11 protein-coding genes are annotated in these 15,583 nt (G+C 45.2%); 9 read left to right on the forward strand and 2 right to left on the reverse strand.

The window, feature by feature from the left end; all coding sequences use genetic code 11:
- Window positions 1-1,629 (reverse strand): sigma-54-dependent Fis family transcriptional regulator, encoded by a 1,629-nt coding sequence (locus R7Q09_RS06645; RefSeq protein ID WP_213962666.1) that lies wholly within the window; start codon window positions 1,627-1,629, stop codon window positions 1-3.
- Window positions 1,616-4,294: a type VI secretion system ATPase TssH gene (tssH, locus tag R7Q09_RS06650; protein WP_318071255.1), complete on the reverse strand. Its 2,679-nt coding sequence runs from the start codon at window positions 4,292-4,294 to the stop codon at window positions 1,616-1,618. Before tssH ends, R7Q09_RS06645 begins: the two co-directional genes overlap by 14 nt.
- A 456-nt stretch (window positions 4,295-4,750) precedes the next feature.
- Between tssH and R7Q09_RS06655 the strand changes: the two genes are divergently transcribed.
- The 9 genes from R7Q09_RS06655 to tssB all read left to right on the forward strand — a co-directional run bounded on the left by R7Q09_RS06655 (window position 4,751) and on the right by tssB (window position 15,578).
- Window positions 4,751-5,269: an Hcp family type VI secretion system effector gene (locus R7Q09_RS06655; protein WP_005373415.1), complete on the forward strand. Its 519-nt coding sequence runs from the start codon at window positions 4,751-4,753 to the stop codon at window positions 5,267-5,269.
- Window positions 5,270-5,341: 72 nt separating this feature from the next.
- Window positions 5,342-7,420, forward strand: coding sequence for a type VI secretion system tip protein VgrG (gene tssI, locus R7Q09_RS06660; protein ID WP_042523523.1), 2,079 nt, complete (start codon window positions 5,342-5,344; stop codon window positions 7,418-7,420).
- Between the two features lie 2 nt (window positions 7,421-7,422).
- Window positions 7,423-7,905: a hypothetical protein gene (locus R7Q09_RS06665; protein ID WP_130546348.1), complete on the forward strand. Its 483-nt coding sequence runs from the start codon at window positions 7,423-7,425 to the stop codon at window positions 7,903-7,905.
- Between the two features lie 111 nt (window positions 7,906-8,016).
- On the forward strand, window positions 8,017-9,336 hold the full coding sequence (locus R7Q09_RS06670) for a hypothetical protein (RefSeq protein WP_318071248.1): 1,320 nt from the start codon (window positions 8,017-8,019) through the stop codon (window positions 9,334-9,336).
- A complete protein-coding gene (locus R7Q09_RS06675; protein ID WP_318071249.1) occupies window positions 9,317-10,309 on the forward strand; it encodes a DUF2169 domain-containing protein in 993 nt (330 codons plus the stop codon). The genes R7Q09_RS06670 and R7Q09_RS06675 overlap by 20 nt, the downstream gene beginning before the upstream one ends.
- Entirely contained in the window at window positions 10,302-11,246 is a 945-nt protein-coding gene (locus R7Q09_RS06680; RefSeq protein ID WP_318071250.1) for a hypothetical protein, read from the forward strand. Before R7Q09_RS06675 ends, R7Q09_RS06680 begins: the two co-directional genes overlap by 8 nt.
- 237 nt (window positions 11,247-11,483) lie before the next feature.
- A complete protein-coding gene (locus R7Q09_RS06685) occupies window positions 11,484-13,484 on the forward strand; it encodes a serine/threonine protein kinase (RefSeq protein ID WP_154204263.1) in 2,001 nt (666 codons plus the stop codon).
- A complete protein-coding gene (gene tssA / locus R7Q09_RS06690; RefSeq protein ID WP_318071251.1) occupies window positions 13,471-15,045 on the forward strand; it encodes a type VI secretion system protein TssA in 1,575 nt (524 codons plus the stop codon). The genes R7Q09_RS06685 and tssA overlap by 14 nt, the downstream gene beginning before the upstream one ends.
- Before the next feature lie 26 nt (window positions 15,046-15,071).
- A complete protein-coding gene (gene tssB / locus R7Q09_RS06695; RefSeq protein WP_005373381.1) occupies window positions 15,072-15,578 on the forward strand; it encodes a type VI secretion system contractile sheath small subunit in 507 nt (168 codons plus the stop codon).
- Window positions 15,579-15,583 lie beyond the last annotated feature (5 nt).

Here is a 15,583-nt window from a genome sequence, read left to right on the forward strand (position 1 = left end):
TTAACCAGCTGCAGAAATATCGTATTTCTTCATTTTATGGTTGAGTGTGCTCATTGGAAGTGCCAATTGCTCAGCTGCTTTCTTGGTGTGCCAATTGCAGGCATTTAAGCAATCGATGATCACTGTGCGCTCGTATTGGCTGACAACGTCCTTAAGGCCCATTGAAGCGTCTTCTAAATCCGCTTGTGCTGGCTCGTAGGCAGGTTGTTCTGGGGCAGGTGACGCCGCTGTTACTTCAACACTTGGCGTATCTTCTGGGATTTGTTCACCAAACTCAATGTGAGTGATGGTTTCAAAATCGGACAGTAGCACTGAGCGTTCGATGATGTTTTTAAGCTCACGCACGTTACCTGGGTATGGGTACGCAAGAAGCTGTTTACGGACGTTGGCACTTAACCCTGGTGCTTGCGGTAAACCTAGCGTGTTGGTGGTGTGTTGCACGAAGTGTTCTGCGAGAGGGAGAATGTCCGACTTGCGTGCTCTCAAGGGAGGCAGCGTAATCGGGAATACGTTCAAGCGATAGAACAAGTCAGCACGGAACCCACCATCTTTGATTTGCTGCATAAGATTACAGTGGGTTGCGGCGATAACGCGAACGTCGACGTCAATCTCTTTGCTGGTGCCGATTGGGCGAACTTTACGTTCTTGTAGCACACGCAGCAATTTTGCCTGCAGTAGCATTGGCATATCGCCAATCTCATCTAAGAAAAGCGTACCGCCATTGGCTGCTTCAAACAGGCCGACTTTGTCTTTGTCTGCGCCCGTAAATGAGCCTTTCTTATGGCCGAAGAGTTCCGACTCCAATAACTGCTCTGGAATAGCCGCACAGTTTTGAACGATCAAAGGTTGTTCTGCTCGGTTAGAGTTTTCGTGAATGTATTTCGCGATCACCTCTTTACCGGCACCAGTCTCACCACGTAACAGAACGTCGACAGGAAGAGATAACACCTTATCAAGACGATTCAAGACATTGAGCATTTCTTCGCTCTCTGCAATAGGGCCCTGATAGGTTTTTTGGGTGCGCTTTTTGAGCTGAGTGTTCTCGCGCACTAGGGCTTGATTATCGGCACTGAGGCTTTTAATCACTTGCCCATATTGCTCTAACCAAACGGCTTGGCGAATATTACTCGCCGCCATGCGACAAAACTCAGTCAATGCCGCCTCATTGTCGATAACACTTAGATCGAGCAAGACCAAGAGTCCAATGGTCTTACTTTCGCTATCAATCAAAGGCCAAGCCAGTAAGTTCTCGCTTTTTAGCCCTAGCGTCTGCTCAGTTTGATAGATGCTGTCACAGTCATAACCGTTGTACTTATACAACTCGTTAATCAATACCACTTCACCATTGCGAATGGCAAAGTTAAATGGGTCGTTCTCACTAGCGGAATCAATCTGCAATGCCTCCCAAGGGGGGGAAACAATCGTTTTATCGTTATGGTGAGCGGTACTTGGAATCAACGCCTGGCCAGTCTGGTCCAAAACATAAATGATGCCGTGCTTTGCGAGGGTCATTTGTCTCGCAGCGGTCAACACTGCATCCAACGTTTGAGTCAGCTGGCTGCGATCAGCCAAAGATTGGCTGATCGCAAGTAGGGCGTTGCTAAGTTCGCTATGGTTAGCTGAACGCATAGGTTAGTGTTCCTTGCTCATCGACAGACACTTCGATTTGCGTATGTGAATCATCCTTGTCATGCACTAATAGTTGCGTCGATAGCTGAGGCAGTAACTGACGGTTGATAACCGCGTCGATGTTACGCGCGCCCGTTTCAGCAAGGCGACAGTTACCTAGTACGAACTCAACCAAGCTTTCTTCGTAGCTCAGAGACAACTTGTGATGGCTCTGTAGACGCTGAGAAACTTTGTTCAGCTTATGGTGAATGATTTCTGTCATTGCTTCATCAGACAGTGGAACAAATGGAAGCACAGACATACGCGCCAACAGCGCCGGTTTGAAGTGTTGGTTCAAAGTAGGGCGGATAGCTTCTGCGATGATATTTGCATCGATGTCTTTGGATTGATGAACTAAAGATTCGATCTCGTGCGTAGCAAGGTTACTGGTCATGATGATCAGCGTGTTCTTGAAATCGATGGTTCGGCCTTCGCCATCGTTCAGCGTACCTTTGTCGAACACTTGGTAGAACAGGTTCAACACTTCTGGGTCGGCTTTTTCTACTTCATCAAGAAGTACAACAGAGTATGGACGCTGACGTACCGCTTCTGTCAGCATGCCGCCTTCACCGTAACCTACGTAACCCGGAGGTGAACCAATTAGGCGAGATACCGTGTGCTTCTCTTGGAATTCAGACATGTTGATGGTCGTCATAAAGCGCTCACCACCAAACATTTGATCAGCGATCGCACGAGCCGTTTCGGTTTTACCCACACCACTTGGGCCAACCAGTAGGAATACGCCCGTCGGTGCGTCTGGGTTGCCTAGGCCTGCTTTTGCTGTTTGGATGCCTTCAGACAGTGCATCAATAGCGTATTCTTGGCCTTTGATGCTTTGTGTTAGGCTTTCTTTCAGTTTTAGTGTGGTTTCTGCTTCGTCTTGAAGCATCTTACCCATTGGAATACCAGTCCAGTCCGAGATCACGTGGCTGACTTCATCTGGACCCACTTCAAAGTGAACCAGTGGGTTGCCATTGCGGATTACATCTAGCTGTTCTTGGCAGGCCGAAATGGCAATGCGAACGGCTTCTTCATCCATTTCTGCATATGGAGAAACGTCTCGCTCTTGTTCTGAATCTTCGTCTGCAACAAGCTCTTCTTCATTTGTTTCGCCAAAGACCAGTTCATGTAAGCGAGAGCGTAGAGCAATCATCTCTTGGATCTGCTCTTTTTCTTTGTGCCATTGCGCTTCTTGTTCTGCTAGCTCTTCTTTCGTTGTTTCCATTGCCAGTTTTAGGTCTGGAATGTTAGCAAGGCTGTGCTTGTCGCCAGTTTGCTGCAGAGCATCACGCTCAAGTGCTTCAAGCTCGCGCTGTTGAGCTGCAAGTTCTTGCTGCAGAGTCTCAACAGAAGCAGGAATGGCATTAAGGCTGATGTTCACTCGTGCACACGCCGTATCTAGTACATCGATCGCTTTGTCTGGCAGTTGACGGCCAGAGATGTAACGAGCAGAAAGCGCTGCCGCAGCAGTGATGGCGTCATCACGCACGTAAACGTTGTGTGACTTCTCGTATGCTGGGCGCAGACCACGAATGATCAATGCTGCTTGTTCAGGAGACGGTTCGTCGAGTTTTACCAATTGGAAACGACGCGCAAGAGCAGGATCTTTCTCGAAGTACTTCTTGTATTCCGACCATGTTGTTGCGGCGATGGTTTTCACTTCACCACGCGCTAGGGCTGGTTTTAGCAAGTTTGCCGCGTCGCTGCCGCCTGCTTGGTTACCGCCACCAACAAGGGTGTGTGCTTCATCGATGAATAGAATGATTGGAGTTGGTGAGTTTTTCACTTCATCCAATACTGCGTTTAGGCGTTTTTCGAATTCGCCTTTTACGCTTGCACCAGCTTGCAGAAGACCCATGTCCAGGCCGTAAAGCTCAACACCTTTGAGGTTGTCTGGTACGTCACCTTGTACAATCTTAAGTGCCAAGCCTTCTACTACTGCGGTTTTACCAACGCCCGGTTCACCAACAGCAATAGGGTTGTTTTTACGGCGACGAGCAAGAATGTCCACGATTTGGCGGATTTCTTGGTCGCGGCAGAAAACAGGGTCGATTTCGCCTTTGCGTGCTTTACCAGTGAAGTCGGTTGTGAACTTGCTCAGTGCTGAGCCATCCTCACGAGCTTGTGTTTTCTCTGAAGTAGCAACTTGCTCCTCAATAGAGTGGCTTGTTAGCTCTGCAAAGTTACGCTTAAGGCTGTCAGGGTTTACCGCTTCAAGGATAGAGGCGTAACCATGTTGGCCGTAACGGAGAGGGTTGCTAACAAGAGTAAGGAGTAAGGCACCAGAGCGGATTTGTGTTTCGGATAGATCTAAAGAAGAAACCAGCCAGCTTTCTTGCAACCATTCGATTAATAAAGCAGAAAAAACAGGTTTGCTGCCATTTCCTTTGGCGTTGGTGTCGAGTGTGGATCGAACCGATTGTCTTAATAAGTTCTCAGAACAATCAAAATGACTTAATAAGACGTCAAAATCACTATTTGGCCTTTCTAATAGACTCAGTAAATAATGCTCAATTTGAACTTCGTTTGCTTTTTCAGAGACTGCAAGTGCAGCGGCGTCTTCTAATGCTACTTTTGCAATCGGGTGTAGACGCTGAATTAATGAAGAAAGGTTTATATTTATCATAGCCATTTTATTCTTTAGAGGAAAAGAGGTAGCGGCTATTATACTAAAAGTAATTGCGTTCTTTTTTTATCAAGATATTTTGACTATCGTTTGTTGGTTATTTTTAATGATTATTGTGACATTAATGTTTGTGGTTATTTTAATGGCGTTGTTATTCTAAATTAATTGATAGTAAAAGTGTCGGATTTATTAGTTTTAATGACTTTATTTACACGGTTTTATATGGTTATTTTCACTTTTTAAAGTTAGAACAATTTATTATTATCTTAATCCAACTTTTTGGTTTTTTATCCAATAAATTGTACTCAAGATATTAGTGAATAATGTCTTAATTTGATTAAGTTGTTGTTTTTGTTGTGCTTTTAAAGTTGGCACGGACTTTGATTATACCAAGTAGTCGCGGTGATAAGCGATTTGGTGATTTAAACAAAACAGATTTTAGAAAAGGAAATAGCGATGCCAACTCCAGCATATATGTCTATCCAAGGTGAGACTCAAGGCCATATTACTAAAGATACTTACTCTGCAGATTCAGTAGGTAACACATGGCAAGAAGCTCACGTTGATGAGTTCCTAGTACAAGAACTTGATCACGTGCTAACTGTTCCACGTGATCCACAAAGTGGTCAGCCAACTGGTCAACGTGTACACCGTCCACTTGTTGTAACTAAAGTTCAAGATCGCTCATCTCCACTACTATTCAACGCACTAGTATCTGGCGAAAAACTTCCTGAGTGTGTGATCCGCTTCTACCGTACTTCAGTTCAAGGTAAACAAGAGCACTACTACTCAATCAAATTGATTGATGCGCTACTTGTCGATATCCAAACTCGTATGAACCACTGTCAAGACGCAGCAACAGCTGACCGCGTGACAGAAGAAGTGCTTAAGTTCACTTACCGTGCGATCGAAGTAACTCACGAAAACTGTGGTACTGCGGGTAACGACGACTGGCGTGCTCCACGCGAAGCTTAATTGCTTGTCGCGTAAAGATTCAGGGCCAACGATTGTTGGCCCTAATTCGATTATTTGTATCAGGTAAAAGATATGGTGAATGACGTAGAATTTAAATTTGAAGTGCCTGGATGTGGGCATGAATTTCGGGTTGAGAGCTTTCATGTTCATGAAGAGTTATCTAAGCCTTTCCACATCAATCTCTCATTACTTTCACTTGATCCAGATATCTCGTTCGATGAGTTAATACGTAAAGCAGGAACATTGACACTTTACGGACAAGGTGTTGGGGCTGCGCGTGTGTTCAACGGCGTGGTGAATGAAGTTCGTTACTTAGGGACTGGACGTCGTTTTTCTCGTTATCAATTAGTCTTGGTTCCTCAAGCTTGGTTCTTATCTCAGCGCCAAGATTGTCGTATTTTCCAGCAAAAGTCAGCGCAAGACATCATCACAGAAGTACTCGATGATGGGGCAGTCACCGATTACCGATTTGAAGTGTCGGGTACTTATCCTCCAAAAGAATACGTTCTGCAATACCGTGAGTCTGACTTGCACTTCGTGCAGCGTATGATGGCTGAACACGGTATGTGGTATTACTTTGACCATAGCGATTCAAATCATACGATGGTCATTGTCGACAGTAATGACGCGATTGCACCTTTGATAAGCTCGCCACTAAATGCTTCTTACATTGGGCCGATTGTTTATCATGCCGATGGTGGCGGTGTTGCCGATCGCGAACATATCTCTGATCTCGAGTTAGTTAACCGCGTTAGAACGGGACAGGTTACGTACACAGATTACAACTACGAACACCCTAAAATTCCACAAGAGATGACACAGGCTGGCGAGTTAGACCAAGATCTCAAGCAGTTTGATTATCCTGGACGATACGTTGACCCGCTGATGGGTCAGGTGAGAACCACGGAGTGGATGTCGGAACACATAGTCGATAATCAACAAGTGGAAGCAACGAGTGACGTAATGCGCTTAGCATCTGGTTACAGCTTTAACGTCAGTGACCACCCGCGTTCTGAGATTAACCGCGATTACCTCATGTTGTCTGTAATGCACACAGGTCAAGATCCGCAAGTGCATGAAGATGAAGCGAGTGGTATGCCAACCACTTACTACAACCAGTTCTCGTGTATTCCACGTGATGTGGTGTTTAAAGCGCCTAAACTAGCGGCACCAGTAGTGGATGGCCCGCAAACGGCGGTCGTTGTAGGACCAGAAGGTGAAGAGATTTACACCGACAAGCTTGGTCGAGTGAAAGTACAGTTCCATTGGGATCGCTACGGTGATAACAACGAGCATTCAAGCTGTTGGATTCGTGTAAGCCAATCCATGGCGGCGCCAACATGGGGCGCAGTTTATTTGCCGCGTATTGGCCATGAAGTCGTAGTGACTTTCCTTGAGGGGGACCCAGATCGTCCGTTAGTTACGGGCGCAGTTTACAACGGTTTGCATTTCCCACCGTACTCTTTGCCAGAAAACAAAACTCGTACCACGTTCCGCACGCAAACGCACAAAGGAACAGGTTACAACGAGTTGAGTTTTGAAGACGAAGCGAACCAAGAAGAAGTCTATATTCACGCTCAAAAAGACATGTCGACCAAGGTGCTCAACAACCGTTACCGTGATATCGGTCAAGATGAATTCTTGAAGGTTGCACGTCACCAAACGAATGAAGTTCATGGTGACCATAAAGAAACCATTCATGGACATAAAACGACACAAGTAAACAGTACGTTTACCGAGACAGTCGAGCAAGACGTTACCGTCACATACAACGCGAACGAAGCCCAGTATGTGAAAAACAATTCTGACTTAGAAATTGGTGATAACCGTACGACTAAGATCGGTAAAAATGATGACTTAGATATTGGCGAAAACAGTAACCTTACTATCGGTGCGTCTAAGAGTTCAGATATTGGTGCGGATGATAACCAGACGATTGGTGGCAACTTAACGGTATCAGTGAAAGGGAACACCGCTTATAAAGCTGATGGTGCAACGCAAATTATCAGTGGCGACAAGATTGTATTGAAAACGGGTGGCTCCTCTTTAGTGATGAACAGTGATGGTTCAATAAAGTTATCAGGCTCGGCTATTACGATCGAAGGCAGTGACAAAGTCGTCGTGAAAGGTGGCAACGTAGTGGTTAACTAACAATGGAAAAACAACCTCTTACAACAGAAGTAATATCAGAGCAGCAAGCCGAATCAACGGCTTGCTTTTCGCGTTTTGGAAGAATAGTGGCTATCAATGAGTCTATGGGCAGTGTGCGAGTTGATTTTGATGGTAACCCATTTAAGCAGCCACTCACTGCGAGATTAGGACGTGGCTTTCGTCGTTCTGAACTGCAAATGGCTATCGATAATCGATTAAGTTGTCGAGTTGAGTTTTTGAACGACGACTTAAGCTTGCCTCTTGTGACGGACATTTTCTTCTCCATTCTGGATGACTCTGATGAGTTTGTATTGCGAGCGAAGAAGATGGTTATCGAGACAGAACAAGAGTTGGTAGTCAAAAGTGGTGAGACAGAAACTCGCTATAGCGGGCGCGATGGACGAATTACCACTAAAGCGAAGTACGTCACTTCTCAAGCAGAAAAAGCACAAAAAATTCAAGGCGGAACGATCGCAATTAACTAATTACTTCGCGTTAGCTAATGGTTTTGTGTTAACAAGTCACGCCAAGTGAGCTAATTACTTCGAGTTAACTAATTGCAATCGCGTTATGGCACGCTAATAACGGATAACTAGATGCGACAAAGAATCGGTGTCGAGCACCTAAAGGCACCCATAACCAATCAAGAAGTCGAAGGCGCGTTAGCAAAAGCTGAGCGCGCTGTGAATGACCTTTCCCAGTTGCCAGTAACATGGCTGGATTTCTGTAATGAAAAGCTGTCCATTGCTTCTGAAAGTATCGGGTTTTTAATCAGGCAGCGAGTTCAAATTCACAAAAGGGGTTATCCAAGTCGTGAGTTGGCGTATCTCAAGCTGATCGAACGCCAAATTGAAGAACTGAAGCAGGTCTACTTGTCGTTTTATCGATTAGCACCGGGCTTGATTCATCAATTAAGAGGCCAAGAGCCAGCAATCTACAGCTGGCTGATGCTACAGGGCGAGTTGGGCTCAGAGTTGGATAACCTTTTGTGCGGATTGAGTTTACTCGAAGATATTGACGCTAAAACTGCAATGGTCATTGCCGTACAATCTCCGGTTGAATCTATGGATAGCACGCTTTCGGAGCTTATTGAGGGTAATGCGACATCCGGTGCGTTTTACTTTGAATGCTTACGTGTACGTCAAACATTGAGTGTTTCTCTCATCAAGCGCTGGCACAAAGCCAGCATCATTAGCTCTCAAGTTGCTTTGCCACTGCTCGCTTTACAAGACGTAAAAGAGGGGATTGATTGGCTTAATGACAATGCAGGCAGCGAACAATACCTATTTGAACGTTTGATTACCAAACGTGACAGAGGCACTTGGTTCCGTCAGAGCTTTGGCATCGAACCAAATGGATTACCATCAGCGCAAGTGCTTACTTATGCCAAGTTGCTTGAGTTAAAAGAGTTTGAGGCGTTTGATATCTCTTCTTCATTAGCACCTGTTGATTTTGCGCTGAGTGGCGATTGGAAACTGGTGCCCCAAATCATCGAGCACTTGGAAAGTCTGGAGGAAGCTGAAGGTGAAATTTGGCTTCAAGCCTTGTATGTCGTTTACGGAAAGCTTCTTCCTCTGACTCCGCAAGATGTTGGTGTCGAATATGAATGGGAAGAGATCGTCGATCTGCTCAATGAGTGGGTGGAAGATGAAAAATATATCCAAAATCTACTAAGCCGCTTGGGTTATGCATTGAGCTTCGAGTCTACGTTAGCTGCGATGCAAGATTCTAACGTTGATGTGCTGTTCCGCGACTGGCTATGGCGCCAAATCTGCATTCAATCCAGAGCCTACGTGCCTTGGGATATGGCGATGCCGAGACATCAGCAAGACTGGAACTTCAACAATTTAAAGGCCGCACCTTCTGCGAGCGAACGATTCAACTTAAGGAATAGCAATGCAGTTATGGGATATTGAAGCGCACCCTGAGCTATCACTTAAAGGTCGTTTTCAACGTGACGAAAACGGCGATGAAGTGTGGGTTGTGGTCGCTAAACGTACTTGGCAATTCGATGGTGTGGTTTGGCACGAATTAGGTGAAAGTGAAATCTTTGATGATCCCCAATATTTGGGCGAAGAAGGTTTCTCTGCGATGAAAGTTGACCACGAGTTTGCGTATACCAAAGACAACACAGATGTGCTTGTTTACGGCAAAGCGCGCAGCTACGCGAAAAAGCCAGTGACATACCAAGAGTGTCGTGTGTTGATTGATGGTCATATCGATAAGACTCTCGTTATTCACGGGGATCGCGTATGGGTTGAGCATGCTGGCAGTATCACGCTGAGCAATCCAGTCCCATTTATTGAAAAAGACATTGATTACACTTGCGCGGTAGGCGGTGATTTACGTAACCGGATAGGCGGTGGTGTTGCCGACTCCAACAAAGAATTGCTTGAACAGAAAGTACCCTCGATTTTTTATCCCCGAGAGGATTGGAGTGCCGCCGCGAAAAAACTACGCGTTGCGGGGTTCGGGCCAGTGCCTCCGTTCTTTGAGTCGCGCCAGAAGCTGGCCGGCACGTTCGATGACGATTGGATTGAGAATCGCAAGCCAATGTTGCCACTCGATTTTGATAAGCGGTTCTTCCAAAGCGCGCCTATTGATCAACAGTGCAAAGGCTTTCTTCGTGGGGGGGAGCGTTTGATGATGAGTGGTTTTTGTCATGATGACACGCTTTCATTTCGAATTCCTAAAGAAAAATACCGTGCGATCGCGACGTTCAAAGATCAAAGCTATCAAGCTGATATGGCGATGTACACCTTATTCGTTGATGCGGAAAAGAAAACCATATCAATCAGTTACACCGCTGCGTTTCCTTGTCAGGGCAAGGAGCATTTGTTGGTGTCGACATCCATCACTAAGCTGGAAGAGGTAAGCGAGCATGCATAATTCAACAGGCCGTTACGTGCTAGGGATGGAAGTGATGACGCCAACCGGTATGAATTTAGATATTGCTAGTGCAGTTTCGTATGCTGATTTAGGAAGATTTGACCAATGTGTAGGGGATGATGGTATCGAGCGTTTTACTTACGCCAAAATCGAATACACCAAAGAAAGTGAGCAGTTTGAGAAAACGTGTGAGTTAATCACCCACTTGCTTGATTCATTGTTAGCACAGTTACCACGTTCATTGAGACCAATACCTTTGCTTATAGCGGTGCCTGCGTCTGTTTCACTAGTAAAGGTGCAAGAATGGCTTGGTGAAAGTAACTATGCTGAATTTCTCTCTGTGGTGAATGCCGTTCATGCCAGTGGGCCCAGTTTCGTTTTCCAGGCCATGAAATCATTGGATAAATACGATGCTATGATGTGTATCAGTGTCGATTCCTTGGTGAGTTCGATGCAAACACTCATCGACGATGCGATGGTAATGAGTACCAATAATCCATGGGGCGTTATTCCGAGCGAGGGTGGGGCGGGTTTAATTCTTTGTCGAAAAAACACCGTAGAAACATTGAAACTTAAGCCTCAAGCGCAGCTTGGCTACATTGATACGGAATTAAACACTTCAGACCGAAGAGGCATGTTTCGACTTGTTCAACGTGCGAGTAAAAAGCTCGATTCATTTGGTGAAGTGTATTCCGATATGACGAACCAGCGCATGCATTCGGAAGATTACGGCTTTGCTCTGGGGGCGAAAGCAGAACGATTCACGAACCCAGAACAACCGCAGCTTATCAATGAGTTGTGGGGCACAATGGGCAGTTGTTCTTCTCTCGCTTTAATTGCTTTTGCGGTCAGAGAGCACCACTTTAAGCAACCAACTACGTTGTTAATGTTCGACTTTCATGGTGACAAAGGAGTTCTCCAATTACTGCAATGTTAGTGAGCACTCATCGATCAAATGGCAATGAAAGTATACTCATATTATTAGGTTGAAGTTTGTAACACGAGAAAGCGTATAACTCATGCAGTGAAAGCGTAAGTAAAAAGGTCTAATAAGTTAGTAATAATAACTAAAATAATAGGCTTACTGTTTGTTTTAAATACCAACCTTGATACAAGTACGTTCAAGAAAATATTATTCAACTCTAATAATATTTATTCTATGAAAGAGTACTAAGTGTCTAATAATCAGAGTACAGCCAAAGGATATATCGATCAGTTGGTTGTTAAAGCTATTGAGAAAAAGAAACTGAATGAGCAAAGGCTAGCAGAAAAAAATAAGCCGAAGCTTGAGTACGTGCTTTTTTCACAGTTTGATGTATTAGACAAGCTTCCTTCTAGAAATGGTAAGACAACGGTTTACCATCTTGCAAAAAAAGGGCAGCCAGAGAAGCAAATCTGTTGCAAAGTTATCAATGATGACTCGCCAGAATTTGCGAGCAAAATGTTGATTAACGAAGCGAGCAGGCTGGAGCTTTCTCAACACCCTAGCGTGGCTAACTTTGTAAAAATCGGCAACGAATTCGAACGCCCATATTTGATGTACGAGTGGATCCAAGGTGAATCACTGGCAGAAAAAATGGAGCGTCATTCTTCTAAAGGCTTCCGCCACGACCACATCGCTTGGTTGGTGTATCAACTCGCTGGCGCTCTAGAGTTTATGCATACAAGAGGTATCTGCCATCTTGATATTAAACCATCTAACGTATTAGTGAGTGAAGGCGATTACGTTAAGCTCATTGATTTCGGCGCTGCTCGTTACATTGGAGAGACAGAACCTTACGCAGAGGCAAGCTTGAGCTACGCTTCCCCTCTTTATATAGAAACTGGCATCGCGGAACCGCAAGATGATGTTTACTCTCTCGCTTTGCTCGCTGGACATCTATTTTTAGGCTCAATATTTGGTGATGCTTGGAATAAGCAGTTAAAAGACCGAAAGCGTCCGGCTTTGATCCCGGTTCATATTTGGAAATTGCTGAAAGAAGTCATCAACAAACCAAGAGGGCATGGCTATACCGCTATTTCTTTTGCTCAACAGTTAGCGCGAATCGATACGCAATCAATTAGCTCAAATTCTAACGCACCAATTTTCAGTAGCTTGCGTAACGCGGACTTGCTGCTTACACACTGTAAGCCAAATGATAAAACGGCGTATGGTCGCTTTAAAATATTAGAGGCGAGCTTAGTGTTGAGTGTGCTGGCAACAGCAGGAAGTTATTTGTATCAACAGAATAAAGATCAATTGGATGCCATTTTTTCCCGAGGTGTCACTACTGTAACTCACGTTATTACGCCCTCTGAAACGGCTTCTTTTTTGGCTCAGCCTCCATGGAAAATCAAAGAAGAATTGTCTCAAGCTACTCAGAGTATTGATATGACAGAAGCTTATCGAACAGCATATCAAGCTCAGCAGTTAAGCCTCTCGAATTTATATGAAGAAAAACAGGCTCAGTTAACGTCGTATCAATCGTTAGCGGATGGCTTACCAATGGCATTAGTCGAATTACGTAAGGAGCTTGTCACCTTGCGAGAAACCCTTGTTCGTGACGGTGCTCTGTTTCCATATGCGGATGAGGCGTTGACTAAAGTGATGTCTGGGTTAAATGTCGCGTCTATCGATTCCATGAAAGTATCTGCCATAGCTGGCAGTCGAGATAAGCAGATTGCTCGCTTAATTTTAGATGGTGAAGCTAAGCTCGCAGAAAATGAAATGAAAGAGGCATGGTTGTTAAACCAGTCACAAGCCTATTTTTACAACCAAATCTTACCAAAGGCTGTGATGGAAAATATTAATTACTCCATCGATAAACATGCAGAGGCGCACTTTTACACCAAAGCAATTGAAGAAGCCGAATTAGCCAAAGCCTACTTCGGTAATACGCCAGAACTAGACAAAAAAATAAAGGATTTAATCGTCGCAAGAAGCGAATTTATTTTGTTTAGCACCGTGATGGAGCAATCCGTTTACGACAAACAAAAGCTACATGAATCCCTTGCCGATTTAGAACGGAATGCACCAAGTAAATTTACAGAAATCACGAAAATTCTAGATAGCATGGCGTCGGATGCGATTGAGCAGAGCCATCGATTATCTAAGCCAGCAAATGGCGCAATTGCGGTAGCGCGTGCGTTGAGAGATTACTTGACTGAAGGAGACGTGAATTTTGTCCAACATTGATATCGATCGTCTGCTTAATCCTATTTCTGATGAATCTCCAGTGGGAAACGATGCCCGTTACGAGTTTTGCTATGAAATGATGGAGTCCGAAGTGAAGAAATTCGGTTCCTTGTTTGGCGAAACAGTAGATTGGAGCGTGGTAAAAACGCACGCGACTGAAGTTCTAGAGCACCACAGTAAAGACTTAAAAGCCATTTGTTACCTCGTTCGCGCGCTAACAGAAGAGTTTGGTCTGCAAGGCTTTGAACAAGGTCTAAAGCTGCTTAGTGAGGCGTTAAGTCGCTTTGGCGTTGAATTGTATCCTTCGCGAAAGCGGGGTCGAGATGGCGCAGTCGAATGGTTGAACCATCAGTTTAAACTGGTCAGCAGCAAGTTAGCGAAAAGCGCTCAGTCATGGGATTTGGTATCAAACTGCATTTCGACTATTGAAGAAGTGCAGCGCCAGTACGACGAGGTTTACCAAGACTCAGAAGCGGATTTCTTTGAGATTCGCACTCAACTCAATGTCTTATCTCAACAAGCGGTGGCTGATGAGCAGAGCGATGATGCAGTCGTTAACGTCGAACAAGCGGCACCTGCACCAGCTACGCAGCCTGCTGCCGAAGAAACGCCAGCGCAGAGTGAAGTGCAAACCGCACCGGTGAAGGCGGTTCCGCCGGCCCCTAAACCTGCGCCAGTTAAGAAAGCGGTAGCAAAAGAAGTCGATGTCGATACGGACTTCTCTTCGCCGACGGCTTCTAAGCGCACCTTGAAGAAGGTTGCGGTAGTCATGCTTCATGCGAACCCAAGTGATCCGCTGGCTTACCGGATTTATCGTCATCTGACTTGGGATGACATTGATGGTCTACCCGACCACCAAAATAATCAAACGCCTTTGAGCTTGGCAGTGTCGTCCGATCAACAAGCGGAATACCGAGATAAAGCTGACCAAGAAAGCGACATCGACACCATTAAGCGTTTGGAGCGCACATTAACGGATGCGCCGTTTTGGCTGACGGGCCATTACTTCGTGTATTCGATGCTTAATAATTTGGGCTTTGATGATGCAGCGCTTGCTGTGAAACAAGAAGTGACGCGTTTTGTTGAATCGCTAGAGGGCATCGAGCACCTCTCATTTAAGAATTCTATACCATTTGCAGATGAAGCGACCTTGAGCTGGTTATCGACTCAAGATACTACTTCTTCGACTTCTCAACCCGTTGTTCAAACGGTTGTGATTTCGCAGGAAGACTCGCTGCCAATGGAGGATATCACTCTAGAAAATCTAGGGGAATGTGCCGCAGAGCTTGCCCGCAAACTTGAGCTGGATAGCTCGGGACGTGGGCAGTTCATGCTGTATTTACAATTGATAGCAGCTTACCAGTCTGTTGGATTATACCCGTTGTGTTTGCCGTATCTTGAGAAGGGGTGGGAAGTACAAAAAGCGTTTAATCTCGAGAGCTGGGAACCCCACTTATCGTCACAGTTAGAAGACCTAATTCGAAAAACACTCCATCGGTTATTTGGAAGCAAGGATCTTCTACCTGAGAAGTATGAAGAGTGGAAAGCAATTTACGACTAATTAAAGAGTTAGATAAGGAACGAATTATGTCACGTGACGGCTCGGTGGCTCCTAAAGAGCGAATTAATATCCGTTATGTTCCAGCAACTGGCGATACGCAAGAAGACGTAGAGCTGCCGCTAAGCATGATGGTAGTTGGCGACTTTACTGCGCGTGCAGATGAGACACCAATTGAAGAACGTACTCCAATTAACATCGACAAAGACAACTTTAACGAAGTGCTAGAGGGCATGTCTCCAAACGTTAAAGTCAACGTTGAAAACCGTCTTTCTGATGAAGAAGGCGGCCAGATTGGTGTTGATCTGACGTTCCAAAATATGAAGGACTTCTCTCCTGAAGCGATCGCGAAAAGTGTACCTGAACTAAACAGCCTACTTGAGCTTCGCGAAGCCTTGGTTGCACTGAAAGGTCCTCTAGGAAATGTTCCTGCGTTCCGTAAGAAGATCGCATCGGTTCTTCAAGATGAAGAAGCGAGAAAGAAACTGTTGGATGAACTAAGCATTGGCAACGACCAAGACGCGAAAGAAGAGTAAGGGAT

Source organism: Vibrio sp. 2130-1, from assembly GCF_033339515.1.